A 26,309-nucleotide genomic window follows, 5' to 3' on the forward strand; every position below is an offset into this window, starting at 1 on the left:
GACGTCCACGATAGTGGGTGGGATGTCGTGATGGGCTTCGACCGGCACCCATGGCTCATCCCGCCCGCCACGGTCGACCCCCGACGACGACCACTACCGGCCTACAACCGACGCTCACTACGCCTCGACAGCGCCGCCTGAAACCCGCCGCCTGACACCAGCCACCTGAAACAGGCTCAGCCACATCGACTTTTCGACCCCTGCACCCGGCTTGCCGGGACCGCAATTGTTGTTTGAGAACTTCATAGGGCGGCGGCCCGGGCGTGGGCCCCCCACCCGCCGGCAGATTCGACGCTACTTCGATTCCACGAACGCCAGACCGTTTGCATCGTCACGCAATTCGGAAACGAGGCGATCCCAGGCGCTCACATCGATCCCGAGTTGCGTGCGCAGGTATGCGGTGGTGGCCCGTTGCAACACAGCTACCGCCGCCGGGTTGTTGTCGGTGGTCTCGAAGGAGTCGTAGCCCACAGCACCGCCCAGCGAGTGCTCGATCCCCGACAGCCGCAGCAGGCTCTTCGGTGCCGGCGATAGATGGAAAGCGTCTGCACCCCAATCGGGTCCGCGCGTGGTCAGCACCGACTGGTCGTGATCGCCGTACACGACCAGTGCGGGCGTGCGCATCTCGTCAAAGCTCACGTTGAGCCACGGCAGATTGTCGATGATGCCGGGTGCGAGGTCGTCGCCGCCCGTACCCGCGGTCGCCAGCAGGACACCTGCCTTGACGCGGGAATCCGAGAGATCCTGTCCATGCCCGGCCGGTGCGAGCACGCGCAGGCCCAGCAACAATGCGGTGGTCTGCCCGCCGAACGAGTGGCCGACGGCGCCGATCCGATCGGCGTCGACGCGCGGGGCAAGTCCGGGGATCGCGCCGACGACCGTGTCGAGATTGTCCAGGACGCGCTTGGCGTCCTCGATGCGCAAGCGCCAGAACTGCGCCGCCCGCGGATCATGCGGGTCGACACCGAGGGCGCGGGAATCCAGGTAGGTCGGTTGCACGACCACGAATCCGTGTGCGGCATAGAAGTCGACGAGCGGCTGATACATCTCGCCCGACGACCCGAACCCATGAGAGAACAGGATAACCGGCAGGTTCTCGCCTGCGGCGGGAGCCGACACCTTCACGTGCAGGTCGACCCCTCGGTCACCTCCGTCGAGCACGACGGGCTTGGCCGACAGCACAGGTGCGGCCTGGCCGACAACGGAATCACTGGGAATTGCTGGATGTGTCATGGCGTCCACGGTAGCTGCACATGCAGATGATCGGCCACACCAATCAGTTCTCCGACCACCTATCTCCCGCGTCGGGGTATAGTCATCCGACATGAGCTCGTCAGACGCGGCCGCCACCCACCCACTCGAATCCGACTTCGGATGGACTCTCGGCGTCGTCGCCAAGGCGTACCGGCGGATCGCCGACGACGCCGTCAACACGCTTCCGGGCGGACCCCGCGGATATCACATCCTCGCCGCGGTATCGGACGGTCAACCGCCGTCGCAGCTCGCGATCGCCCGGCAACTCGGCATCGACAAGACCGTGCTGGTGCATCTGATCGACGATCTGGAGAATGCCAAGCTCGTCACCCGCCAACCTGATCCGGCCGATCGGCGCGCCCGGCAGATCGTCATCACCGGAAAGGGCAGACAATCTCTCCGGCGAGCGCGCGAGAAACTGGATGCCGCCGAGGCCGAGCTGACCACCGGTCTACGGCCCGCGGAACTGTCGGCGTTCAAGGACACGCTCGCCCAGGTCGCCCGCCGCACACACACTCTCGCCGACGGCATCGACGACTGCTGAGGCCGGCGCCGAGACCCACGAAGACGTCTAAAGCGCCGCGACACCGCCACATCGCCCCAGTACCACCAATCCCGCCACCACGGCGGCGCCCAGCACAGCCGCCAGGGCGCCGATCGGCCCACCGGAATGCGCGGCAGCCACCAGCGCGCCCGCCGCGACGCCGAGTTGCTGAGCAGCACCCAACCATGCCGCTCGGCCCAGCGGCTGCTCCTGCGCACTCGCAAGGCTGCCCGAATTGACCAGGGGGAACACGATTCCGATCCCCGCACCCACCACCACCGTCGACCCGAGCAGGTACAGCGGCGTGGGTGGCGAGGCCGCGAGCAGTCCGCAGCCCACGACGATCACCAGCAGCCCACCCGCCAGCACCGCCCCGACGCCCCATCGCGCCGCCAGTGGCGACACCGCCACCAACGCAACGGCGGCGGCCGCGTTCAGGGGCAGAAACCCCAGGCCGGTGAGAGTCGTGGTCCAGCCGCAATCCTGTTGCAGCACAAAGCTCACGGTGATCACCACCGCCGAGAGGGCGGCATTCGCCCCGACCACCGCGGCCAACATCGTCGCCGTCCGGACCGTTTCGGCCCGCGCGTCGGCATCGCGCGATTGCCCGACCCCCGGCGATTCCGTCGGCTCCGGCGCCCCTCCGGTGCGGTACCCGAGCGGAGCCCAGGCCACCGACAAGCCCAGCGCCGCAAGTGCAATCGTCACGAAGCACCATCGCCACGACACTTGCGCCAACGGCGCGAAGGCGACCAGGGCGACGACCGCACCGGAACCCGAGACCATCGAATACGCCGCAAACGCCCGCAGCCGCCGCGGGTCCGAGCGGGTGATCACATGCAACGACGCGAGCGCACTCGTCGCCACCATCGCGGCAGCCAGCCCCTGTAAGACCCGAGCCCCCACCAGCAAGGGCGCGGACGGGGCGAGCGCGCCGAGCCCCGCGGTGACCGCAAAGGCGGCGGTGGCCGCCGGCAGCACACGCCGCGGATCGATGCGCCGCAGCAACAGCGCGGTCGTCGGCAAACCTGCCACGAACCCGACGGCGAACGGGGTGATCAGGATCTGCCGGGCGATGTCACCGAGTCCGAACTCCCGCGCAACCGCCGGGGCGAGCAACGCGACCGTCGTCTCGTCGACGACGATCACGAACTGGATACCGGCGAGAATCAGAACGGCCACGATGGTGCCAGTCAACCTGTGCGCCATCATGAATCCCTTCTTCGATCACCCGGTACGCACCCACGACCGGTCTCGGTGTGCTTTCCTTGTCGGAACTCGCCTGCCCCGAGATCATGTCCCCGAGATCATGTCCCCGAGTTCATGTCCCTGAGTCCATGTCCCTGACTCACGTCGCCGACCCGACAACCGGAGCGTCCATGTATCGCATTCTCACCCGTGCTGGGCTCGCACTCGTGTCCGTGGCAATCATGGCCGGAGCGCTGGTCGCCCATGTCGGTGACGCCCGCGCCGACACCTTGGATGGCCTCGCCTATACGCGCGCCACCGCTGCCCAACCCTATCGGCAGACCCCGCTCTCCTCACGCAATTCGGTGGCACGCAATTCGGTGGCATCCGTCTGGTCTCCGTCGATGCAGACCCAGGTGCCGATGCTTGTCCAGTCGCCGGCGAACGGCAATCCCACCGCGCCGGTGATCTACCTCCTCAACGGATCGTCCGGCGGCGAGGACGGTGACGATTGGACACATGCCACCGATGCAAACGCCTTCTACGCGAACAAGAATGTGTGGACGGTGACACCGATCGGCGGGACCGCGAGCTACTACGCCGATTGGCGCCGGGTCGACCCGGCCGCCAACTTCCGGTTCGGCGTGAAGTCGTCGCGACCCTTGCGGTGGGAGACATTTCTGACCTCCGAGCTGCCCGGCACCTTCGAGTCGGCGCATGGCGGACGGCGGGCGCGCGCCATCGCCGGGATCTCGATGTCAGGTACCGCGGTGATCAGGCTCGCCGAGAACCATCCCGGCCTCTACCGTGCGGTGGGGTCGTACTCCGGATGCGCCGACACCGCCTCGCCCGCAGGCAATCTCATCACTCGTTCGGTGGCGTTGTTTCCCGCCGGCGCCGATGCGAGCAACATGTACGGTCCGCCCGGCGACCCGCAATGGGCCGCACAGGATCCCGTGATCAATGCCTTCAAGCTGGCCCGATCGACCCCGGCGTTGTGGATCAGCGCGGCGACCGGCCTGCCGGGTGCACACGACACGCCGACCGATCCGCATATCGCAGGCAACGTCGGCCAACTGGCCCAGCAGGTCACGGTCGGCGGGGTCGACGAGGCCGCGGCCCAATACTGCACGAGCGCACTGTCGCGCCGCCTCGCCGAGCTTCGGATACCCGCACACGTCCGGTTCCGGCCGGTCGGGACGCATTCCTGGGGTTACTGGCAGGACGAGATGCATGCGTCGTGGCCGATGTTCGCCGGCGCACTGGGTGTCTGACGTCGCTCCCGGGGTGACCTGCGGTTTCAGCAATCCTTCACCTTCGGCGCCCTACGCTCGCGGAAATGAATGGTGACCCGCGGCGAGAGGTTTCGGCAGGTGCGGCCGGTGGCACCGGCATGTTTCCGGGCATCCGACGATGAGTAGTACCCGGCGCGCGCTTCGGCTCGCGCAGATTCTTCGTCCGGAGACCACCCACGTCATCGCATTCAGCATCCTGTTGACCGGTCCGCTCGACGTCGACCGGCTTCGCGATACCGTCGACTCCGTCCTCGATCATCTCGGCTGGCGCGGCACCTACCTGCTGTCACATCACTCGAGCTCGGGTGGGGCGCGGACCGACGAATCGACCTTCCATACCGACCAGGCCGACAGCACGCGCGGTGTGGCGATCGAAGTCGTCGATCTCAGGGACGCCGCCGACCCGGCCGGCGAATCACGCAAGCGCACCGACGCATTCGTCGACGACCCGGACGGGGCCGACCTCGAACGGCCACTCTGGCGTAGCCAATTGCACCGTCTGGGCCCCGATCGGCACCGGTTGATCGTCCGCGTGCATCACGTCCTCACCGACGGCGCCGGCGGACTGCGCGTGGTGTCGCACATCGGCGCCGTCTATGCGGGGTCGGCGCTCGTCGACGATTTCTCGGCCGGCTCCGATGACGACATCGACCGCGCCGAAGCCGACTACCGCACGTCGCCCCGCCATCGCGCCGACGCCGAGTTCTGGTCCGAGATACTCGCCACCCATCAACCCTCGACGCTCTCGGGACATCGCGGACCGCCGACATCACGGATCGATCGGCTCACCGTCGCGCTTCCCGCGGTCCGGCAGCCGTCCACCGGCGAGGTCGTCGCCGCGTTCGCCGGTCTGTGTGCGCGGCTGCTCGACACCGCAGATGTCGGGTTGTCGCTGCCGGTGGCGGCCCGCACCACTGCGCTGCGCCGCCGAGCCACGGCGCCGTTGTCCAACGTCATACCGCTGACCCTGCCGGGTATCGGCGACGCCGACGCCGCGACCGCGCTCGACCAGATCGGCACCGCGGTGGTACGCGCACTTCGCCATCAGCTCTACCCTCGCGAGGAGATGCTCCGTTCGCAGGCGGGCATGACCGGATTCGGACCGGTCGTCAACCTTCTCCCGCCGTTCACGCCACCACCCGACACCGGCGTGGACTGGACCGTCGAGGTGCTGCGCACCGGCCCGGTCGGCGATGTGTCGATGACGCTGCAGCAGGCCGATGCCGACGGTCATCGCAGTGTGACGTGGGAGGTGCCGGCCGACACGATGTCGGCAGCCGAGTTGCACACCTTCGCCGCGCGCTTCAATCAGTACCTGGCCGCATTCATCGACGAGATCGACGGCGGTCCGGCCATCCCCGACACGGCACTATTCGTCGACGACGAGTGGCAGCGAAGTCGCGTGCGGAGCGGCCCGCACCCGCCGCCGTTCACGCCGACCGCCGCACTCCTCGACGGACTGCTCGCCGACGATCCGTCGGCCCCGGCGGTCATCGATGGCGAGATCACGCTCACGCGAGCCCAACTCGTCGCCCGCGCCGACCGAGGTGCCCGGCTCCTCGCCGAGGCCGGCGTCACGCCCGGTGATCGGGTCGCGGTGTGCCTCGACCGTTCGGCATCCTCGGTGGTGGCGTTCTGGGCGGTCATCCGCGCCGGCGCCGTCTGGGTTCCCGCCCAGGACAGCTTCTTGCCGGAGTCGCGCACCCGAGACATCCTCGGCCGCACGGCAATCGCGGTCGGGCTGGCCTCGACACCCCACCCGCCGATTCCGTCGATCCGGTGGATCGACCTCGACTCCGAGATCGCGACCCACGCAGCGCACGACGGCGAATTCCGTTGTCCGGGCGCCGATCGCGGACCCGAGGACACCGCATACATCCTGTTCACGTCCGGCTCGACCGGTGTACCCAAGGGCGTCGTCGTCCCGCACCGGGGTCTGCCCGCACTGGTGGCAGACATTCGCATGAAGTACACGTTGAACACCGAATCGCGCATGCTCCACGCATCGTCACTCACCTTCGACAACAGCATCGTCGAGATGCTCGCCGCGGCGGCGACCGGCGCCGCCCTCGTCGTCTGCCCGGCCGCGGTCCGCGGTGGCGAGGCGATGGCGCGACTGATGCGGCGCCATGCGGTCTCCCATGCCATCGTGACACCGTCGGTGCTCGAGACCCTGCCCGTCGACCTCGCCGATCAGCTGACCCAGGTGATCGTCGGCGGCGAGCCGATCGGCACCGCCCTCATCGACCGCTGGGCCGACCGCGTCATCTTGCGTAACGCCTACGGTCCCACCGAAACCCGCTGCAGCATCAACATCTCACCACGGCTGCGACCGGACGACACGGTGACGGTCGGACCGCCGATGACGGGGGTCACCGAAACCATCCTCGATCGACACGGCCGGCCTGCGCCCCCGGGCGCGGTGGGCACCCTCTACTGCTCGGGCCCCGCGGTCGGCGACGGATACCTCGACGCACCGGAGCTGACCGCCGAGGCGTTTACGCCGAGCACGTTCTCCTCCGACCCCGTGATGTACCGGACCGGTGACCTGGCCACCTGGACCCCATCCGGCGAGCTCATGATCCTCGGGCGGCGTGACGGCCAGGTGAAGGTCCGGGGGCTGCGAATCGAGCTCGGCGAGATCGATGCCGCGATCGCCCGCACCGCGCTGGTACGGCGAAGCGCGACCCTCCTGCGCGAGTCACCCACCGGACGAAAAGCGCTGGTGTCCTTCGTCGTTCCCGTGGCCGAGCCGGACAGCAGCCCGGCGGAGCCCGCCGCGGCACTCGGACAACAGCTTCGGTCGGCCCTGACCGCCGAGCTGCCGAGCTACATGGTGCCCGCCCACCTGACCGTCGTCGCCGACCTGCCCCACACCGTGAACGGCAAACTCGACCGGGCGGCGCTCGACGCCCTCGCCATCCCCGAGCAGCGCGATGCCCGGGGTCCGCGTGGCTGCCATGAAGTGGCGCTCGCCCGCGCCGTGCGCACCGCGGTCGGTGCCGAAAGCGTCGACCCCGAACAGGGCTTCCTCGAGCAGGGCGGCGATTCGCTGACCGCCCTGCAGGTCGTGCATCTCCTTGCCGCCGAAGGCTATCCGGAACTCTCCGTCGACCAGCTGCTCCTCGCCGACAACCTCGCCGAGGTCGCTGCCCGCATGGCCGATCGGCCCGCGGAGACCGGTACGGTCCGGCCACCACCGGAGCCGGTACCCGCGCGCGATGCGCTGCACCCGGCCCAACAGATCGTGTCCCGTGATCCGGCCGACCCGTGTGCGCAGACCATCCGGGCCGCCTTCGAGCCGCGGCCGGACTCGGCGATCGGCGTCGATGCCGTCCGGGGCGTCGTCGCGCTGCTCCTGGAGCGCCATCCCATGCTGCGCACCGCCTTTCCCGACGGGCCCGGCGGGCGGGTCGATGTGGTGACCCGGGAGGCCGCCCGGTGTTCGGTGGTCGACGTCCGGCACATATCGGGACCGATCGATCACGAGTCGCTCGATGAGGCGTCCCGGGACATGGCTGCACACCTCGACGTGCGCTCCGACCCGCCGATCGCGGTCACGCTGTTGACCACCGACCGTGACGTGGTGAAGGCCGTGATCGTCGTCGCACACCACATCGCGGTCGACGGACACTCCCTCGGCCTGCTCGGCGCGGAAGTCGCGACACTGCTGCGGGGCGGACGGCTCGAACCGCCCCGATCCGCCCCGGCGCAGGGCACCGGGACCCGGCTGGGGTCCGACGACGAGCAGTTCTGGCTCTCCACCCTGTCCGCGGAGCCGCAATCCTCCTGGCAGATCGGCGGTGTCTCGCCCGCCGATCTCGCGCCGGCGTCGGCCGTCCGCCGGTCGGCAACCATCGACCGCAACCTCGGAAAGCGATTTCACGCCGACGCGGTCCGACGCCGGCTGACGCCGTTCGAGGCCTTCGAGACCGCGGTCGCCGAGACACTCGCCGCCCGGACCGGAAATCGCACGGTCCTCTCGGCCACGCCCGTATCCGGTCGCGGCCCGGACACCCGGAACATGGTGGGCAACTTCGTCTTCTCTGGCATCGTCCCGCTGACCGCTGGCGACGGTGACGTCGAGTTCGCGGCCCGGTCCCGCCGATGCCTGCGGGCGGCGGCCGTGCCGATGGAGACGATCCTCGATCTCGTCGGGCGCCCCGCCGTCGCCGGCCGACTGTTCCCGGTCCCACTGCTCATCAGCTGGACGCCGACACCCCCGGAGATGGGCGAATTCGGGACGGCGCATGGCTTCCGGCCGACGCACAGCCGATGGCTACTGCAGATCGAGGGCAACCCGGCGCCATCGGGCGAACTGCACCTCGTCGTCACCACCACCACCGACGGACTGGGCGTACACACCGCCGACGCGCTGCTCGCCGACCTGGTCGAGCGCATCGGGTCGAGCGGGCAGGCCGGGTAACGTCTCACCGGTGCGGGTGCTGGTGGTCGACGACGACGCGTTCGTCGCGGAGACGGTTCGGCGGGTCCTGATGAGCGAGGGCTGGAATGTGGCCGTCGCCGCGGACGGGGTCGAGGGCCTGCAGCGGGCCGTCGACGAGGACTTCGATGCCATCGTCCTCGACATCCTGCTCCCCGGTCTCAACGGATTCGAGGTGGTGCGTGAGCTACGCACACACCAGGTCTGGACACCGGTGCTGATGCTCTCGGCCAAGGACGGCGAATACGATCTGGCCGAGGCGCTGGATTTCGGTGCCGACGACTATCTGGTCAAACCGTTCTCGGTGGTGGTCCTCAAGGCCCGGTTGCGGGCCGTCGTCCGGCGCGGAGGGCGCGAACGTCCCGCGATCATGACGGCCGGGAGTCTGAGTATCGACCCCGCCCAACGCGTCGTGGCGCGGTCGGGGCAGGTCATCACCTTGACGCCCCGCGAATACTCCGTCCTCGAATACCTGATGCGCAACAAGGGCACCGTGGTCTCCAAACACTCGATCCTGCAATCGGTGTGGGACGAGAACTATGCCGGCGATACCAACATCATCGAGGTCTACATCGGCTACCTCCGCCGCCGGATCGACCACCCGTTCGGGGTGACGTCGATCGAAACCGTCCGCGGTGCGGGCTACCGGCTGCGGGAGGAGTGAGCTGTCCTCACGCACCGGTCTCGGCGTGCGGATCGGCCACCGGCTTCGATTCGGCAGAGTTACGCTGCCGCAAGAAGATCGACAAGAAGACGATGGCCGCCACGGCGATGAACTCGCTCTGCCAGTTCTGCATCGACTCGAACCAGAACTGCGCGGTGGTCAGATACCGCCACACCGACACCGCGGCCTCGCCGTGCTGCAATTGCTGGTCGCTGTAGGCGCGGGCACCGCCCCATGCATGCAACGCCATGGACAAGAAGAACAACACGAAAAAGGCGATGGCCAAGGAGTTCTCGTAGATCTTGAGCACCCAGCCGCCGCGCCGGACCGGCCACGGCGCCGACTTGCCGGCCCGCTCGAGGGGATCGGCGTCCTGCGGGGCGTCCTCGTCGATCGGCTTGGATTCCGACGACCCGCGCTGGTAGAGGAACGCGGTCAGGACGACGTACATCCCCATCTGCAGGAATTCCGATTCCCAGTTCTCGAAGGTCGCCTCGACGAAGTCACCGGTCAGGAAGTAGCCCAAGAAGGTGACCTGGTCGGAGCTGCCGTGCGCGAGCTGATCCGCGTTGTACACCCGCCACCCCGACACCACCATCCCGAGGAAGAAGATCAGGAACAACCCCATGCAGGCGAGGAACAAGCCGTTGTTGCGCAACGGACGTGCCACGTGCCGGCCGATGAGCCCCAGCGAGGTGGTGTTGTCGGACATGACTTATCACGGTACGGCAGTATCGGCGGCCGGGACCCGATCACGCGGCAGCCGCAGCTCGAAGTCCACCCCGCCCCCGGCGCGGTCGGCCACGGTGACCCGGCCACCGTGCGCATGCACGATCTCCGCCACGATCGCCAGCCCCAGGCCGGCCCCCGAGTCGTGCCGACGGTCGGCGTCGAGACGCGCGAATCTCTCGAAGATGCGCTCGCGCTGCTCGACCGGCACCCCTGGGCCGTCGTCGCCGACGACGATCACCGCCTCGTCCCCGTCGGTGGTCAGCGAGATCGACACCGACGCCCTGGCGAACCGGACGGCGTTGTCGCTGAGGTTGCGGACCGCGCGGGTGATCATCTCCGGATCGCCGGTCATCCGTACCGGCTCCAGAAGGGGCACCGCCACAACCACATTCGCTGCACGTAGGCGGCGGATCTCGGCGCCCACCACATCGTCGAGGTCGACGTCGACGCGTTTCGTCGGCAGTCCGTTCTCGTCCGCACGCGCCAGGAGCAGCAGATCGTCGACGATCCGCTGCATCCGTCGCGCCTCGGGCAGCAGCACCGTCCGCACGGTGTCGAGGTCGATGGGCGTGCGGGTGTCGTCGGCGAGGTCGAGGAGGCCGACGACGGTCGTGAGCGGGCTCCGCAGTTCGTGCGAGGCGTCGCCGACAAACCCCAACTGGGCCTCCCGGCTCGATTCCAGCCGCGCGAGCATCCCGTTCATCGTCAGGGCCAACGCATGGATCTCGTCGTGTGCGGCCGGGACGGGCACCCGCTGGTCGAGGCGACTCGCGCCGATCTCGTCGACCCGCCGCGCGATCCGCGAGACCGGCCGCAGCGAGCGGCCCACCAGGAGATAGACGGCCGCGGCTCCGAGCGCGGCGATGATCGGCAGCTCGATCGCCATGATGGCGGCCGCGGTCCATTCGCTGCTGCGGATTCCGGTGGCGCGGTCGAGCGCGATGACGGCAAACCGCCGACCGGCATACGACGCCAGTACCTCGGTCGCGCAGTACTCGTCACGGAAGCCGGGAATCCGCACGCCGTCGGCGTAGACGGGCGCCGGCGGATCGTCACCGGTACCGGGTGGCACGTAGCCGGTCAATCGGATCGCGGTGCTCGGCGCTCCCGGTGACGCCGCCACCACGCGCCCGTACTCGTCGAGCACCTGCATCACGTCGACGCCCGCGCCGGGGGCCAGATCGTCGGAGTCGACGGCGTCGACGCCGCCATGGGTGATCGCCGTGGCGATCTGATAGGCCTGTCGGGCGGTGGACCGATACATCGCATCGGTGTTGGCGCGGTGCAGCAGGTACAGGCTGAGCCCGCCACCGAGACCGAGTGCCACGGCCACCACGACGGCGGCGATGAGTGTCGACTGCACCCGCACGCCCCAGCGGGTGACGGGCCATCTCCTGCGCACCGATGCGATCACCGCTTTGTCCGTTCCGCGTCGCAGACCCGGGCGTCGGGGGAGGTGGCCGGGTCGGCGAACGCTGGTCTCCGATGCTATTCGACGCGCAGCGAGCCGACCAGCGACTCCTTTCAGCCGCCTTTCAGGATCGGTGGCCGACGTCATCGGCTTACGCTGAGCGAGTGCCCATCCTCGAGCGGACAGCCGACCTGTGGCGTCGATATCGTCGATCCCGGTTCCTCCCGGCCACCGTCGTCACCTTGCTGTGCGGGGTGGCGGTGGCATTGTTCGTCGGTTCCTACACCTACGCCACGGCCAACCCGCACCCGGAGAACATTCCGATCGCCGTGGTCGGCGGGGTACCAGATCAGCAGTCGCAGACCTTCGAGAGCGAACTCGAAACCGCCATGGGCAGTTCGCTCGATGTGCACCACGTCGCCGACCGCGGGGCCGGCATCGAGCAGCTGAACCAGCAACAAGTGTTCGCCGTGGTGGAGGTGTCCAACGCCGACCGGCATATGGCCCTCGACCTCTCGAGTGCGTCCGGGCAGGCGGTGGCGGCGCTTCTCGAGCAGGTCCTGCCGCAGACCGCGCAGCGGGCCGGGTACTCGGTGACCGTCGCCGATCTGCATCCGCTGCAGCACACCGATCCACATGGGTTGACCGTCTTCTATATGACGATCGCCTCGGTCGTGGTCGGCTTTGTCGGCGCCATTCAGCTCGGTGTGCAAGCGCGCGATCTGAAGTCATGGGAGCGAATCGCATTCACCGTCGCCTACGCCACACTGGGTAGTCTGCTGGCCACCGTCACCGTGGACAGTATTGTCCAAACCCTGGATCTGCCGTTCGTGGAGGCATGGTTCACGATGGCGTTCACCATGTTCACCTGCGGCATGGTCTTCACCATGTTCAGCTCCCTCGTCGGCCGGTGGGCCATTCTACCCACCTGGGGAGTGATGATCCTGCTGGGCAATCCGTACTCGGGCGGATCGGTGGCGTGGCCGCTGCTGCCCCGCCTGCTGGCCACCATCGGGCGCTATCTGCCACCAGGCGCATCGGTCAACGCGTTGCATACGGCCGTCTACTTTCACGGCCATCAACATCTGGAACCGTATGTGGTGCTGGCCGTCTGGTCGCTGCTGGGGATGTCGGTCTATCTGATCCGCCAGCACCTGTTCGGCGAGCGCGGCACGCGCGCTGATCAAGACACAGCCGATCAAGACACGGGGACGTCGACGACGGAGACCGCCTGAGCGGGGTTCGGCCGGCCGCGCACCGTTTCAGCATCCCTTAAGCACCGCTCGTCGACACTGCTCGGCATGGACACGATCAACGGACTGCCGGCCCACCCCTTATTCGTTCACCTTGCGGTCGTGGCCATTCCGCTCGCGGCGCTGCTCGCCCTGGTGGCGGCGGTCTGGCCGGCCGCGCGGACCCGGCTGAGCGTGTTGCCGCTGATCGTCGCCACCGTGGCGATGATCATCACGCCGTTGACGACGTCGGCCGGCGAGTCGTTGCGCAAGCACACCGAATCCAGCCCGGAACTGACCCGGCATGCCGACCTCGGCGGTCAGATGATCGGCTGGGTGGCAACCCTGTTCGTGTTGACCGTCCTGCTCTGGGCACTGCACCAGGACTGGCTCCTCGCCCGCCTGCCGGCCCGGCCGTCGGCCGGTGCCACGCGCATCATCACGATCGCACTCGCGGTCGCCACCGTTGTCGTGGCCGTCGGCACCGTGGTGATGGTGATCCTCGTCGGCGACGCCGGCGCCCGAGCGACCTGGGCGAATTGAGCGCACCGGGTGCCGCTGTCACCACGTGACGATGGTTCGCCGGCCACCACGTGACGATGGTTCGCCGGTCCGCCGTCGGGGTACGCCGGGGTGCATGACCACCAACCGTGACCGTACCGAGCACGACGACGATGTCGGCGTCGACCCCAAGGACGATCGCCTGCCCGACTCCCCCGGCGACCTCACCCGGCCGTCGCTGCGTTACATCCTGCGCAAGGTCATGCGCGAGTTCTCCCGCGATCAGTGCACCGATCTCGCGGCCGCGCTCACCTACTACTCCGTGCTCTCGCTGTTCCCCGCGCTGCTGGCGATGGTGTCGCTGCTCGGGATCTTCGGCCAGGGGCAACGCACCGTCGACTCCGTGCTGCAGATGGTCGGCGATCTCGGCCCCAGTTCGGCGGTGGACACCCTCCGCGGCCCGGTGCAACAACTCGTCGGAGCACCGTCAGCCGGGTTCGCGCTGGTCTTGGGTATCGTCGGCGCCCTGTGGTCGGCGTCGGGGTATGTCGGCGCCTTCGGTCGCGCGTTGAACCGCATGTACGGGATCGAGGAGGGGCGGCCCGTCTGGAAGCTGCGGCCCTGGATGCTGCTGATCACGCTGATCGCACTGGTCATGACCGCCGCGGTCGGCTTCATGCTGGCGGTCAGCGGACCCATCGCGAGGTCGGCGGGCAATGTGATCGGCCTCGGTGACACCGCGGTCACCGTCTGGAACATCGCCCGCTGGCCGGTCATCCTCGTGTTCGTCATCATCATCGTCGCAATCCTCTACTACGCGACTCCCAATGTGGCGCAACCGAAATTCCGGTGGATCAGTATCGGCGCAACCGTCGCGATCCTCACCTGGATCGTCGCCTCGGTCCTGTTCGCGCTCTACGTCGCCAACTTCTCCAGCTACAACAAGACCTACGGCGCGCTGGCCGGGGTGATCGTCTTCTTGCTGTGGCTGTGGCTGACCAATCTTGCGCTGCTCTTCGGCGCGGAGATCGACACGGAACTCGAACGCGGCCGCCAGTTGCAGGCCGGGCTGCCGGCCGAACGGTCACTGCAGTCGCGTCCCCGCGACACCCGCGCCTCGGACAAGAATGCCGACAAGGACGAAGAACTCGTCCGGGAGGCACGTCGGTTGCGGCGCTCCGGCAAACGTCACGAGGAGCACGAGAACGGTAACGAGCCGGTAGGGCGACACTCCGGCGCGCATCGCGACGAGGGCGACCGGACCGCGCGGCCCGCGAGGTCATGAGCATACTCAGAGCCGGGCACCGCACCGCCCCATCGACACCAACGGAGGAGCACGATGACGAGCACGCCGGAGAAGTTCACCGCCCTGATCGCCGATGAGGCCGACGGAAAGGTCACGCTCGAACCCACGACCCTGTCGGCAGCGGACCTTCCGGATGGTGAGGTCACCATCGCGGTGGAGTACTCGGGCGTGAACTACAAGGACGCGCTGGCGATCACGCCGCGCGGAGGGGTGGTCCGCAACTATCCGATCGTGCCCGGAATCGACGTCGCCGGACAGGTCGTCGAGTCGACGAGCCCCGAGTTCGCGGTGGGCGACCGGGTGATCGCGCACGGCGGACCGATCGGCACCGACCAGCACGGCGGCTACGCCGAATACGCGCGGGTTCCGGCCGCCCACGTCGTCGCGCTCGGGTCGCTGAGCACCCGGGCGGCTGCCGGTATCGGCACCGCCGGTTTCACCGCGGCGATGAGCGTCGCCGCCCTTCTCGACCATGGGATCACTCCGCATGACGGCCCGGTCGTCGTCACCGGCGCCTCCGGTGGTGTCGGTGCGGTCAGCGTCGACGTGCTCTCTGCCGCAGGCTTTTCCGTCACCGCGTCGAGCGGAAAACCCGAGGTGGCCGACCTGTTGCGTGAGCTCGGTGCCGTCGAGGTCGTCGGCCGCCTCGTCGACGACGAGACGACGATCCGCCCGCTCGGAAAATCCCGGTGGGCCGGTGCGGTCGACTGTGTCGGCGGCAAGACTCTTGCGTTGCTGTTGAGCACGATGCAACACAGTGGTGCGGTCGCGGCGAGTGGCCTCACCGGTGGCGTCGATCTGCCGACCACCGTCATGCCGTTCATCCTGCGGGGTGTGGCGCTACTCGGGATCGACTCCGTTCAGATCGGCTCCGAGAAGCGCAGAGCGATCTGGTCGCGTCTCGAAACCGATTTGCGGCCAATTCATCTCGATCGCATCATCCACGAGGTCGGACTCGACGAGCTACCCGCCACGCTGGAATCGATCAAGGCCGGCAAGCTGATCGGCCGTACCGTCGTGCGCGTACAGGGCGCGCCAGACTGAGGACAGGAGTTCCCGCTCGACCATTTGCCTCCCGCTCAACGATCTCGGTGAGCGGGAAGTAAATCGTTGAGCGGGAAGGTCTCTCGGTTGGTCAACAACTCACGGCACGTTCGGCTCACCGGCAGCCGAAGGTGCCGCCGGGGTGGGCGAATCCTGGCTCGGCCGGGCCAGGTTGGAGTGTGTGCGACCGTAGAAGGTGTAGATGGCGAGTCCGATCACCAGCCACACCACGAATCGCAGCCACGTCTCGATGGCCAGGTTCACCATCAGTCCGGCACAGCAGATCGCGGAGATGACCGGCAACACCGGCGACCACGGAACCCGGAACGGACGCTTCATCTCCGGCTGGGTGCGGCGCAGCACCGGGACCGCGATCGAGACGACGAGGAATGCGAACAGCGTTCCGATGGAAACCATTTCGGCGAGCGCAGCCAGCGGCACGAACGCCGCGAGGAGCACGACGGCGGCGGTCGTCATCATGGTGATGCGGTATGGCGTCCGCCACCTCGGATGGATCTTGCCGGCCGAATGCGGCACCAGTCCGTCACGGGCGAGCGCGAATCCGATCCGGGACATGCCGACGATGTCGACGAGGATCACCGACGACAGGCCGGCCACCGCGGCGATCCCGACGAGGACACCGGCCCAACTCATTCCGACCTGATTGAACGCATCCGACAGCGGCGCACCCTCGCTCAGGTCGGTGTAGTGCACCATACCGACGAGGACGAAGCACACGCCGACATACAGTGCGGTGCAGATGAGCAGCGTGCCGAGCAGTCCGCGCGCCATGTCGCGTCCCGGATTCTTGGTCTCCTCACCGAGATTCGCGACGATCTCGAATCCGCTGTAGGAGAAGAACACGACTGCGGATGCGAACAAGACCCCGGCCACCCCGAATGCGGTCGCGTCGACACCGGAGATCCACTGCCACAAGGGTTGCCGCAGTCCGCTTTCGCCGTTGGTCGAGGTGGCCGGCGGGATGAACGGTGTGTAGTTGGCGGCCTTGATGAAGAACAGTCCCGCAATGATGACGAAGACGCAGATACTGACCTTGAGATAGACGAGCGCGTTGGTCACCCAGCCCGATTCCTTGATCCCGACGGTGGCCACCACGCCGAGTACCAGCGCGATCGCCACCGCACCGAGGTTCACCGACGAATGCTCGCCGAAGAAGCTGGTGGGCAGATCGAACACGTCCTGCAGGTAGCCCGACCAGCCACGTGAGACCACCGCCGCGCCGAGCGCGAACTCCAGGATCAGATCCCAGCCGATGATCCAGGCGAAGATCTCGCCGAGCGTGGTGTAGGCGTAGGTGTAGGAGGAGCCGGCGGTCGGTACCGCCGAGGACAGCTCCGCGTAGCAGAACGCGGCGAACAGGGCGATCACACCGGCCACCGCGAAGGAGATCATGATCGCCGGTCCGGCGTTGTTCTTGGCCTGCACCCCGGTGAGGGTGAAGATGCCGGTGCCGATGACCATGCCGACACCGAAGCCGATCAGATCGCGTGCCCGCAGCGTCTGTCTGAGGCGGCCGCCCTCGTTCTGATGACCCTCATCGTTCTGGTGGATGACGGTCTCGACGGACTTCTTCCGGAATATGCCCCGGCTCGATGCCATTCCCCGACGGTAACCGCGGTGCGGGCCGCTCGCCTGCCGAACACGCCGTTCCCAGGACGCGGATCGATAGTCAGACCGTGTGGGCGAGCCGGCCGAATCCACTGCGATGGAAGATGAGCGGATTACCCGTTTCGGGGTGCTGGACGGCGTGCAGCTCGAGCAGGACGATCAGGTGGTCACCGGCGTCGACCTCACGGTAGACGGTGCAATCGAACTGGGCGAGTCCGTCGTCGAGGGTGATCGCCCCTTCGTCGGAGGCATGCACCGCGACCCCCTCGAACCGCTGGTCGACCGGGCCGGCGAGCTGGCGGCATACGACGTCCTGGTGGTCGGCGAGCACGGTCACCCCGAGGTGATCGGCGCGGCGCAGATCCGGCCAGGTCTTGGAGGTGTTCGCAATCGACACCGACACGAGCGGCGGATCGAGGCTGACGCTGGTGAACGAACTCGCGGCGAGACCGATCGGCGCGCCGTCGACCGCCGCCGCCACCGCGACCACGCCGGTGGGAAAGATGCCGAACGCCTTGCGAAGTCGGGCTGAATCGAGATCCTGGTTGGTGCGGAATTCGGTCATGGACGTGCCTCCAATAGTCGGGACACGACGGGCGCAGTGGCCGCGAGCCACTCGGCGTACGCCTCCGGGTCGTCGTGTCGGGAATCGACCACATACAGTCCGCGGCCCGGTACGGTCCCACCGATCTCGGTGAGAACCGGACGCAATGCCAACTCGGGGGCCAGCGAATGCGCCGGCGAACCGCCGAGCATCAACGGAATCGCGATTCCGGATAGTCCTGTCCCACCGGCAAACCGGTCGAGGAACAGCTTGAGCAGCCCGGTATAGGCGGCTTTGTATGTGGGGCTGGCGAACACCACGAGGTCGGCGGCACCCACCTGCTCGACCAGATCGGCGACGTGTGAATCCGACCAGTCCAGGATCGCGGTACCCAGAGTCGCCAGGTCGACGACGAGGTCGGGCTCTGCGCCGCCCAGCTGGGTTGCGAGATACGTTGCGGCGGACAGTGTGCGGCTCTGCGGTTTCGGGTTTCCGACGACGACTGCGGTCGTCATGACGCCGACACCGATCGGGCCGGGCTGCCGAAGGGCACCGCCACCGGACCCGAGCGCGGCGGTACCGGATCGGGATGCTCCCACAGACCGCGCCGGGTGAGTTCGGGCAGTACCCCCTCCCCGAACCAGTACGCCTCTTCCAGATGCGGATAGCCCGACAACACGAACTCGTCGATGCCGACGGCGTGATACGCCTCGACGAGATCGGCGATCTCGCTGTACGAGCCGACCATCGCGGTGCCCGCCCCACCGCGGACCAGGCCGATCCCGGCCCACAGGTTCGGGTAGATCTCCAGGCCGTCGCGGGACCCCTTGTTGAGGGCCAGCATTCGTTGCTGACCCTCCGACGCCGACCGCTTCAGCCCGGTCTGGATGCGGGAGATGTCGTCATCGGAGATGTGTTCGAGCAGCCGGTCGGCCTCGGCCCAGGCGGCTTCGGAGGTGTCCCGGGCGATCGTGTGCAGCCTGATTCCGTAGGTCAGTTCACGTCCGTGCTCGGCGGCCGCGCGGCGGACCCGATCGATCTTCTCGGCGACCGCCTCCGGCGGCTCTCCCCAGGTCAGGTAGACGTCGGCGTGTTTGGCGGCCACCGCGATCCCGGCGGGTGACGAACCGCCGAAGTAGATTTCTGGGATCGGGTCGGGAATCTGCTGCAGCGTCGCATCTTTGACGGACAGATACTGTCCGTCGAAGTTCACCGTCTCGCCGGTCCACAACCTGCGGACGATCTCCAGGAACTCATCGGCACGGGCGTACCGTTCCTCCTTGGTGCTGAAGTCGCCGAACATGGCCTGCTCGGCATCCTCGCCACCGGTCACCACATTCAGCAGCAGGCGCCCACCCGACAGGTTCTGGAAGGTTCCGGCCATCTGCGCCGACAGGTACGGCGCGGTCGCTCCCGGGCGGAACGCCACCAAGAACTTGAGCCGCTCGGAGACGCTGCTGAGCATCGCCGTCGACACCCACGCGTCGGCACACCACGCACCGGTCGGGGTCAGTGCCGCCTCGAAGCCGAGCTGTTCGGCGCTGCGCGCGATCTGTCCGAGATAGGGCACCGATGCCGGCCGCGACCACGCTCCGGCGGAGACACCGTGGCCACCACCGACCACGGTCCTGCTGTCACCGCCGTTGGTGGGGAGGAACCAATGAAATTTCACGCCTGATCAATCCACTTTCGCCTAGGGTGCGCGGGCACAACCAAGCCATTGCACCCGAAGGGTGGCGACTCGCCAAGGGTTTCCCGCGTGGTGATCGGAAGGGCGTGAGCGAACGACCGGCCCGTTCAGTTGTCGTCGGCGGTGACCAACTCGTGGATGAATTCCATCTTGTCGAGGACGGTCTGCGGCAGCACGAAGGGATAGAGATCCTGGTGTCCCATCGACCGGTTGATCTGGTTGAGTGCCCACGTCAGCGGCAGCCACCACTCGATGATCCGGTCGAACCCGATCTGGCCGGGCAGGTCGGCCTCGAGGGTCGACCCGGCCGGGGCGAGCGCGAAAGCGGCTGCGGTATCGAGGGTGTCGCGAATGTGCAGGTAATGCGCGAAGGTCTCGGCCCAATCCTCGGCGGGATGCATCGTCGCATAGGACGACACGTAATCGTCCTTCCAGTCGTCCGGCGGGCCGTCGTCGTAATGCCGGTCCAGCGCCGCCTGATAGTCCTCGTCAGGATTGCCGAACAATTTCTCGTACCGGGCGCGCTGGGGTCCGTCACCCACCAGCACCATCTGGTAGAAGTGTCCGATCTCGTGCCGGAAATGTCCGATCAGCGTGCGGTACGGCTCGTCCATCGACACGCGCAGCTGCTCACGATGGACGTCGTTGCCCTCGGCGAGGTCGAGCGTGATGACGCCGTTGGCATGCCCGGTGATGACGTTGGTCTGGGCGCTGGAGAGCAGATCGAAGGCCAGGCCGATGTCCGGGTTCTGATCCTTGCCGAAGATCGGCAGACCCAGTTCGTCGAGCTCGAGAATGACGCGGCGCTTGGCCAATTCCGCCTCGGCGAACGACGCCATGGCCTCGGTGTCGGCGTCGTCGGGCCGCGTGCGCGTCAACCGGCACGACTCACAGAGCGCCGGCAATCCCGCACCGATCTCCACCACCCAATTGCATGCCGCGACGCCACTGTTGGCGCAGCGGCCGACCGGGGTGTCGTCGACCTGCGCTCGGCCCTTCTCGTCGAGGACCTGCATGGTCCGCGTCGGCAGATGGAAGCCCAATGGGCTCTGGCAATGCAGGCAGAGTGAATTCTCGAAGACCAGCTGCTGGCCGCAGGTACGGCAGTGGAAGTCGCGCAACGTCGGCTCCTGTGGGTGATCGGGGTCGTGGGTGACACTACGGCGTGCCGCTGGGTGTCGCATGGCTCTGACGACTCCCGGCTCCGGATGCCCCGTCCGCTCATGTCCAAACTCCCAGATGTCCAGACCCTCAGATGTCCAACCCTCGGATATCCAGGCCCTCGATCGCCTCGGGCACCGTACGATCGCGTACATGAAGCAGGCTGACGGCGAGTACTACGTGACGGCGCAAGAAGTGGCCGCGTTCGAGGAGTCGGGAGAGCGCTACTGGTACATGCGCGAGGACGGCTCGACCGACCTCTACCTCGATGAACTCGACATCACCCACGGCTGGCCGATCTTTCTCATGGAGCGCGACGACGCCTGGTTCGCCAAGTGGGACGGCGACTACGAAAAGGCCGTGGAGACCGAACTGAACCCGCACCTCATCAAGAACTTCGAGCAACTGCTCCTGCAGGGCAACTGGCCACACGACCAGGACTGACCAGCAGGAATGGGCTTCTCGTTCGCGACGGTCACCGCCACCGAAGATCTGACCCCACAGATCCGCCGGGTTCATCTCGACGTCGAGCATCTGACGCGGCTGGAGCTGCCCGGGCAACCCGACGAGGCCGTCGGCATGTACTTCCCGGACGTGGGCGAACGCCGCCCCCCGGCGATGGAACTGCGTGACGGCGTGTGGGGCTATCACGACCTCGAACGACCACCGGAAGGCCGCAACTACAGCATCCGCGCCGTCGACCACGAGGCCGCGACCATCGTCGTCGACTTCGTCATCCACGCGCGCGGCCCGGCCACATCGTGGGCGCAGCGCGCCCGGGCGGGCGACGGGGTGGCGTTGTCGCATGCGCGCGGCTGGTACCGGCCCGGCCCCGGTACCGACTGGACGCTGTTGGGCACCGACCTCTCCGGCCTGCCCGCGGCGGCCCGGATTCTCACCGAACTCGCCGACGACGACCGTCCGGTGATCCTGGTGGCCGAGGTGATCGACGACGCCGATCTCGCCTACCTCGGCGATCTCGCCGACGGAATCGACATCATCGGGTTGACCGGTAGCGGCAACGGGCACTCGGCGAGCCGGCTCGGCGCCACGATCGAGACGCTCCGATTGCCTGCCGGCACCGGCTACTGCTGGTTCGCCGGGGAGGCCGCCGAATCGAGGACGGTGCGCAAACACTTTCGCCGCCACCATCAGTGGGGCGCCGATCGCTACGACATCATCGGATATTGGCGCTACGACGGCGAGGCGTGGGCGCGCCGCTACGCCGAACACGGCGAGGCGCTCTTCTCGATCTATCAACAGGCGATCGCCGACGGCAAGGGTGAGAAACGTGCCGCCGAGGAATTCGACGAGGCGCTCGAACGCGCCGGCCTCTGAGCCCGGCTCCCGGTGAACACCGGGGGCCTGCTCAGTACCGCGCGATCTGACCTTCCTTGGGGGCGCGATACATTCGCCACAGCACGCGGGGCACGGCACGCAGCGGCACCGCCCGCGGCCAGTCCCGCGCCCGCAACAGTGCCTCGGTGCCACCGTCGACGGTGATGACCGATCCCGCCATGAAATCGGCTGCGGGCGAGAGCATCAGCATCACCCACTGCGCCAACTGGTCGGTGGTTCCGTACTCGCGCACCGGAATCGGGAACGCCCGCACGTTCTTCGACGTCGCGCCCTCGAGTTGCGATCGCAGCAGCGGCGTCATCACCGGGCCGGGGGTGATGACGTTGACACGAATCCCGGCACCCGCCCATTCGGCGCGCGTCCCGTGGACCCGGCACCATCGGGTCACGGCGATCTTGGACGCAGCGTAGGCCACCGGTCCCGACAGCGCGGCGCCACGGCGGCGGATGATGCGCGTGGCACCATCGACGTCGCCGCGGCCGAGGCGGCTCACCGCACGGGCGGGGACCAGGGGTGTGGCGGTCGTCGAATTGGACCCGAAGACAACGACTTTGGCCTTGTCCGAGGCGGCCAGTAGCGGCCGGAACGCCTCGAGTAGCTCGGTGACGCCGAGGAGATTCACCTCGACGATGGTGCGTTCGCGCCCGCGGGCCGGGCCGAGTCCGGCGGCGAGCACGGCACCGGCGAGTACGCCGCCCGCCCGCGCGGTCACGGCCTCGATCGCGGCCCGCCGGCCCGCCGCGGTGGACAGATCGGCGATCACGTCGTCGCCGTCCCGGTCGACGCCGATGACGTCGTGTCCGGCCTGGCGCAGCGAATCGGCAACGGCCGCACCCATTCCCGACGCCGCCCCGGTGACCACATAGGTACCCATCAGATTCTCCTGACCGTGCTCACGCAGTGGATTCTTCTAGCCGTGCTCACGCACTGGATCGTCGCGACGTTCCGCACGCAGCGTGCGATCGTAGGCCTCGTTGAACGCGCGCAACTCCCGCAGCAACGCGTCGGGAGTGCCGGGAGCGAGGTCGGCGAACACCTGCTTGAGTCTGCCCACGCGCAGCATGCCGTCGTGGACGAACGCTTCGTGCCCGAGTCGGGTCGGCCGGATGAGCCGGCTCAGCGAACCTTCGACCTCGAATCGTTCGAGGTGTCCGTGTTTGATCGCGGCATTGACCTGACGGTTGACGGTGGACTGCTCGAGGTCGAGCTCGTCGGTGAGCTCGCGCAGCGTGCGCGCGCGGTCGTCGGAGAGCACGAGCAGGATCGCGAACGCCGAGGCCTCGAGGACGGCGTCGGCGTGGTGCTCGCTCTTGCGGCGATGGAAGCGACTCAGTTCCTCGACGATGTCGCGGTACAGCGGGGACGGCCAGGGCGCGTGATCTGCGGCGCGACGCTCCGCTGCCGCGAGTCCGGATACACCGGCGTCATCGTTGGGCTTGTCCACTCCCGGCCTCCTTCGGCACGCGGCCCGCTCGATCTCTGGCGTTCGATTCCTGGCATCCGATTCCTGGCATCGACGATCATGCACCGTCCATCCTGCCGATCCGGCACCGCACCGGCCACGCGTTGGCGTATGTAGCGTACATATGTAACCTACATATCCGAAGGTCTGCACACCCGCGTGCCTCACGCCTGCATACCCCCCGGGCCCGCGCCCCGTGCCCCATGCCCCATGCCCCATGCCTACGTACCCAAGGAGGTGCCATGTCGGACACCGCGTCCTCGCCGGCTTCAGAGAACCCGGCGCACTACGAGTCGAGTCCCCGCGACGGGTCGTCGAACGGCGCCGCGATCGCCACCGTCATCGCGCTGTGCTTCGGCGGTCTGGTGGCCGCGCTGATGCAGACGCTGGTCATCCCGATCCAGCCGAAGCTCCCGGAGTACCTGCACACATCCCACTCCACCGCCTCCTGGGTGATCACCGCAACGCTGCTCGGCGGGGCGATCGCGATGCCGATCGCCGGACGCCTCGGTGACATGTTCGGCAAGCAGCGCGCATTGCTGGGCAGCGCGGTGCTGCTGGTCGTCGGTTCGGTCGTGTGTGCGCTCAGCAGCGCGGCGATCCCGATGATCGCCGGCCGTGCCATCCAGGGCCTGGCCATGGGATTCATCCCGGTCGGCATCAGTCTCATGCGTGAGGTGACCCCACCCAAGATCACCTCGATGGCGATCGCCGCGATGAGCGCCACCCTCGGGGTGGGCGGCGCGATCGGCCTGCCGCTGTCGGCCTGGATCGCGCAGAGCTGGAACTGGCATGCCCTGTTCTGGATGTCGGCCATCGTGGCGGCTCTGGTGCTCGTGCTGGTCATCGTGGTCATCCCGCACGTCCCGGACGCGGTCGGTGGCCGCTTCGACATCGTCGGCGTGATCGGCCTCGCCATCGGGCTGTGTGCGGCCCTGATCGCGGTCTCGAAGGGTAACGACTGGGGCTGGAGCTCGGCCACGACCCTCGGCACCCTGATCGGCGGTCTCGCCGTGCTGGTCCTGTGGGGCTTTTACCAATTGCGCACGCCGGAACCGCTGGTCGATCTCCGTACCACCGCACGTCCGGCGGTGCTGCTCACCAACGTCGCGGCCGTCGCCATCGGTTTCGGCATGATGGCCCAGTCGATCGTCATCCCGATGCTGCTCGAGCTACCCGCCGTCACCGGGGTCGGCCTGGATCAGTCCATGCTCGCCGCGGGTCTCTGGATGGCGCCGGGCGGTCTGATGATGCTCGTGTTCGCGCCCATCTCGGGCATATTGATCAACAAGATCGGTGCCAAGTACACGCTGGCCATCGGCGCGACGGTGCTCGGCGTCGGGTACCTGATCGCCATGTTCCTGATGCACTCGCCGTGGCAGTTGATGATCGCCTCGATCATCGCCGCGTCCGGCGTCGGCATCGGCTACGCGGCCATGCCCACGCTCATCATGGGAGCCGTTCCGATGACCGAGGCCGGTGCGGCCGTGGGTCTCAACGGGTTGATGCGTTCGATCGGCACCACCGTCTCCTCGGCGGTGATGGCGGTGTTGCTCACCACGTCGACCATCACGATGGCGGGCACCGATGTGCCCACCCACACCACGTTCAAGTTGTGCTTCCTGGTGGGCGCGCTCGCGGCCTTCGTCGGTGTCGCCATCACGCTGTTCATCCCGCGGCACGGCCCGAAGCCGACGCCCTCTGCGGTGGTGATCGAGGACTCCGCGACCACCGCGAGCCGCTGACGCCGCACCGCATCCGTTCCCGCGCAGCGATCACCGTTGCACGGGAACGGATATCGGTCTCTCCGACTTCCGCGGTCCTGGCTACCGGTGGGCGAGATGGTCGGGCCGTGGCGCGTCCGCGCCGAACGGTTCCTGCAGCGCATTCGACCTGGCGTTGAACACCACGAACAGGTTGCTGCGCGCGTCCGGACTGATGTTGCCCGCCGATGCGTGCATGCAATTGGAATCGAAATACAGCGCCGAGCCGGCAGGCCCGGTGATCAGGTCGATACCGTGCTCGTCGGCGAGTGCGGCCACGTCCTGCTCGTCGGGCGTACCGAACGGCGGCCGATACGACACCAGCGACTCGCGGTGATAGCCCTCCGGAGTGCGCCCCACACAGCTGACGAACTGCTTATGGGATCCCGGAATGATCATCAGTGCGCCGTTGGTGGTCAGGTTGGGCGTCAGTGCCAGCGACACGCTCAGCGCCCGCGGTGCCGGCATCCCGTCCTCGGCATGCCAGGTCTCGAAGTCCGAATGCCAGTAGAACGGGCCACCGGCGAAGCCGGGTTTGAGGTTGATCCGGCTCTGATGGATGTAGACGTCGTCGTCGAGAATCTGCTGTGCCACCCCGACGATCTCGTCGCGGGCACAGATCTCGGCGATGACGGCGCTGAGATGGTGGACGGCGAAGATGGAGCGCACGTCCCCGTTGGACGACTCGCGGACGATTCTGTCGTCCTCGCCGAGCCGGGTGGCGATCTCCTCCGCCTCGGCGAGGCAATTTTCGATGTCGTTGCTGTTCAGTACGGCTTCGGCGCAGTGATATCCGCGCCGGTCATAGGTGCGTAACTCGTCGGTCCCGAGGGGTCCGCCGGGATCGCGATTCCAGAGCGCCGGATGTGGCCGGGGCTCCACTTGGCTTCGGCGGGCGAGACGGGTGCGGTAGACGTCGACTGGTCGATTGGCAGTCCGAGTGTCTGTGATCGGCATTGATCTCTTCTCTCGATCGGCATTCTTCGGCCGTATTCGGTTGTGGTGGTCGGCGCCCGCCCGTGACCACGTCATGGGCAGGAGCCACCCGCGCGCAGTCTATCGATCGTGCCGGTCGCGTCGAACCAC

Annotated in this window: 23 protein-coding genes and 1 pseudogene; 12 read left to right on the plus strand and 12 right to left on the minus strand. The window is 67.6% G+C overall.

The window, feature by feature from the left end; all coding sequences use genetic code 11:
• Positions 1 to 141 (plus strand): annotated as a pseudogene (locus ACLQ3C_RS17285) (HNH endonuclease); the annotation flags it as partial.
• A gap of 153 nt (positions 142 to 294) precedes the next feature.
• Here the strand turns inward: ACLQ3C_RS17285 and ACLQ3C_RS17290 are convergent.
• Positions 295 to 1,233: an alpha/beta hydrolase family protein gene (locus tag ACLQ3C_RS17290; protein ID WP_425706322.1), complete on the minus strand. Its 939-nt coding sequence runs from the start codon at positions 1,231 to 1,233 to the stop codon at positions 295 to 297.
• 91 nt (positions 1,234 to 1,324) lie between these two features.
• On the opposite strand from ACLQ3C_RS17290, the gene ACLQ3C_RS17295 reads away from it, so the two are divergent.
• On the plus strand, positions 1,325 to 1,798 hold the full coding sequence (locus ACLQ3C_RS17295; protein ID WP_425706323.1) for a MarR family winged helix-turn-helix transcriptional regulator: 474 nt from the start codon (positions 1,325 to 1,327) through the stop codon (positions 1,796 to 1,798).
• Positions 1,799 to 1,825: 27 nt separating this feature from the next.
• Here ACLQ3C_RS17295 and ACLQ3C_RS17300 read toward each other — a convergent pair whose 3' ends face one another.
• Positions 1,826 to 2,980 (minus strand): MFS transporter, encoded by a 1,155-nt coding sequence (locus ACLQ3C_RS17300; protein ID WP_425706324.1) that lies wholly within the window; start codon positions 2,978 to 2,980, stop codon positions 1,826 to 1,828.
• Between the two features lie 197 nt (positions 2,981 to 3,177).
• Here ACLQ3C_RS17300 and ACLQ3C_RS17305 point away from each other — a divergent pair, with 197 nt between their 5' ends.
• The 3 genes from ACLQ3C_RS17305 (at position 3,178) to ACLQ3C_RS17315 (ending at position 9,389) form a co-directional block, all read left to right on the plus strand.
• On the plus strand, positions 3,178 to 4,260 hold the full coding sequence (locus ACLQ3C_RS17305) for an alpha/beta hydrolase (protein ID WP_425706325.1): 1,083 nt from the start codon (positions 3,178 to 3,180) through the stop codon (positions 4,258 to 4,260).
• A gap of 139 nt (positions 4,261 to 4,399) precedes the next feature.
• Positions 4,400 to 8,707 carry a non-ribosomal peptide synthetase gene (locus ACLQ3C_RS17310; RefSeq protein ID WP_425706326.1) on the plus strand — a complete coding sequence of 1,436 codons (4,308 nt, stop codon included), beginning with the start codon at positions 4,400 to 4,402 and terminating at the stop codon, positions 8,705 to 8,707.
• Between the two features lie 10 nt (positions 8,708 to 8,717).
• Positions 8,718 to 9,389: a response regulator transcription factor gene (locus tag ACLQ3C_RS17315; protein WP_425706327.1), complete on the plus strand. Its 672-nt coding sequence runs from the start codon at positions 8,718 to 8,720 to the stop codon at positions 9,387 to 9,389.
• A gap of 7 nt (positions 9,390 to 9,396) precedes the next feature.
• Here the strand turns inward: ACLQ3C_RS17315 and ACLQ3C_RS17320 are convergent, their stop codons facing one another.
• Positions 9,397 to 10,101, minus strand: coding sequence for a DUF6766 family protein (locus ACLQ3C_RS17320; RefSeq protein ID WP_425706328.1), 705 nt, complete (start codon positions 10,099 to 10,101; stop codon positions 9,397 to 9,399).
• Positions 10,102 to 10,107: 6 nt separating this feature from the next.
• Positions 10,108 to 11,535: a sensor histidine kinase gene (locus ACLQ3C_RS17325; RefSeq protein WP_425706329.1), complete on the minus strand. Its 1,428-nt coding sequence runs from the start codon at positions 11,533 to 11,535 to the stop codon at positions 10,108 to 10,110.
• A gap of 161 nt (positions 11,536 to 11,696) precedes the next feature.
• On the opposite strand from ACLQ3C_RS17325, the gene ACLQ3C_RS17330 reads away from it, so the two are divergent.
• The 4 genes from ACLQ3C_RS17330 (at position 11,697) to ACLQ3C_RS17345 (ending at position 15,615) form a co-directional block, all read left to right on the plus strand.
• Positions 11,697 to 12,767, plus strand: coding sequence for an ABC transporter permease (locus ACLQ3C_RS17330; protein WP_425706330.1), 1,071 nt, complete (start codon positions 11,697 to 11,699; stop codon positions 12,765 to 12,767).
• 66 nt (positions 12,768 to 12,833) lie between these two features.
• The gene (locus ACLQ3C_RS17335; RefSeq protein ID WP_425706331.1) at positions 12,834 to 13,307 is read left to right on the plus strand and encodes a DUF2231 domain-containing protein; all 474 of its coding nucleotides are present in this window, start codon (positions 12,834 to 12,836) and stop codon (positions 13,305 to 13,307) included.
• 94 nt (positions 13,308 to 13,401) lie between these two features.
• Positions 13,402 to 14,550: a YihY/virulence factor BrkB family protein gene (locus tag ACLQ3C_RS17340; RefSeq protein WP_425706332.1), complete on the plus strand. Its 1,149-nt coding sequence runs from the start codon at positions 13,402 to 13,404 to the stop codon at positions 14,548 to 14,550.
• A 54-nt stretch (positions 14,551 to 14,604) separates the two neighbouring features.
• Entirely contained in the window at positions 14,605 to 15,615 is a 1,011-nt protein-coding gene (locus ACLQ3C_RS17345; protein ID WP_425706333.1) for an acryloyl-CoA reductase, read from the plus strand.
• Positions 15,616 to 15,714: 99 nt separating this feature from the next.
• On the opposite strand, the gene ACLQ3C_RS17350 is transcribed toward ACLQ3C_RS17345, so the two are convergent.
• From ACLQ3C_RS17350 to ACLQ3C_RS17370, 5 genes are all read right to left on the minus strand, one after another.
• A complete protein-coding gene (locus ACLQ3C_RS17350) occupies positions 15,715 to 17,235 on the minus strand; it encodes an APC family permease (RefSeq protein WP_425706334.1) in 1,521 nt (506 codons plus the stop codon).
• Positions 17,236 to 17,305: 70 nt separating this feature from the next.
• Positions 17,306 to 17,809 carry a flavin reductase family protein gene (locus ACLQ3C_RS17355; protein WP_425706335.1) on the minus strand — a complete coding sequence of 168 codons (504 nt, stop codon included), beginning with the start codon at positions 17,807 to 17,809 and terminating at the stop codon, positions 17,306 to 17,308.
• Positions 17,806 to 18,303, minus strand: coding sequence for an NADPH-dependent FMN reductase (locus ACLQ3C_RS17360; protein ID WP_425706336.1), 498 nt, complete (start codon positions 18,301 to 18,303; stop codon positions 17,806 to 17,808). Before ACLQ3C_RS17360 ends, ACLQ3C_RS17355 begins: the two co-directional genes overlap by 4 nt.
• Entirely contained in the window at positions 18,300 to 19,460 is a 1,161-nt protein-coding gene (locus tag ACLQ3C_RS17365) for an LLM class flavin-dependent oxidoreductase (RefSeq protein WP_425706337.1), read from the minus strand. The genes ACLQ3C_RS17360 and ACLQ3C_RS17365 overlap by 4 nt, the downstream gene beginning before the upstream one ends.
• 125 nt (positions 19,461 to 19,585) lie before the next feature.
• Positions 19,586 to 20,599, minus strand: a complete 1,014-nt coding sequence (locus ACLQ3C_RS17370) for a zinc-binding metallopeptidase family protein (protein WP_425706386.1) — start codon at positions 20,597 to 20,599, stop codon at positions 19,586 to 19,588.
• Positions 20,600 to 20,792: 193 nt separating this feature from the next.
• Here ACLQ3C_RS17370 and ACLQ3C_RS17375 point away from each other — a divergent pair, with 193 nt between their 5' ends.
• Entirely contained in the window at positions 20,793 to 21,083 is a 291-nt protein-coding gene (locus ACLQ3C_RS17375; protein WP_425706338.1) for a hypothetical protein, read from the plus strand.
• Between the two features lie 9 nt (positions 21,084 to 21,092).
• Entirely contained in the window at positions 21,093 to 21,977 is an 885-nt protein-coding gene (locus ACLQ3C_RS17380; protein ID WP_425706339.1) for a siderophore-interacting protein, read from the plus strand.
• Positions 21,978 to 22,008: 31 nt separating this feature from the next.
• Here ACLQ3C_RS17380 and ACLQ3C_RS17385 read toward each other — a convergent pair whose 3' ends face one another.
• A complete protein-coding gene (locus ACLQ3C_RS17385) occupies positions 22,009 to 22,872 on the minus strand; it encodes an SDR family oxidoreductase (RefSeq protein ID WP_425706340.1) in 864 nt (287 codons plus the stop codon).
• Positions 22,873 to 22,908: 36 nt separating this feature from the next.
• Entirely contained in the window at positions 22,909 to 23,442 is a 534-nt protein-coding gene (locus tag ACLQ3C_RS17390) for a MarR family transcriptional regulator (RefSeq protein WP_425706341.1), read from the minus strand.
• A gap of 260 nt (positions 23,443 to 23,702) precedes the next feature.
• Here ACLQ3C_RS17390 and ACLQ3C_RS17395 point away from each other — a divergent pair, with 260 nt between their 5' ends.
• Positions 23,703 to 25,205 carry an MFS transporter gene (locus tag ACLQ3C_RS17395; RefSeq protein WP_425706342.1) on the plus strand — a complete coding sequence of 501 codons (1,503 nt, stop codon included), beginning with the start codon at positions 23,703 to 23,705 and terminating at the stop codon, positions 25,203 to 25,205.
• Between the two features lie 81 nt (positions 25,206 to 25,286).
• On the opposite strand, the gene ACLQ3C_RS17400 is transcribed toward ACLQ3C_RS17395, so the two are convergent.
• Positions 25,287 to 26,180 (minus strand): phytanoyl-CoA dioxygenase family protein, encoded by an 894-nt coding sequence (locus tag ACLQ3C_RS17400; RefSeq protein ID WP_425706343.1) that lies wholly within the window; start codon positions 26,178 to 26,180, stop codon positions 25,287 to 25,289.
• Positions 26,181 to 26,309: the final 129 nt, after the last annotated feature.

Origin of the sequence: Gordonia sp. DT30, assembly GCF_049844915.1 — a bacterium.
Lineage (GTDB): Bacteria > Actinomycetota > Actinomycetes > Mycobacteriales > Mycobacteriaceae > Gordonia.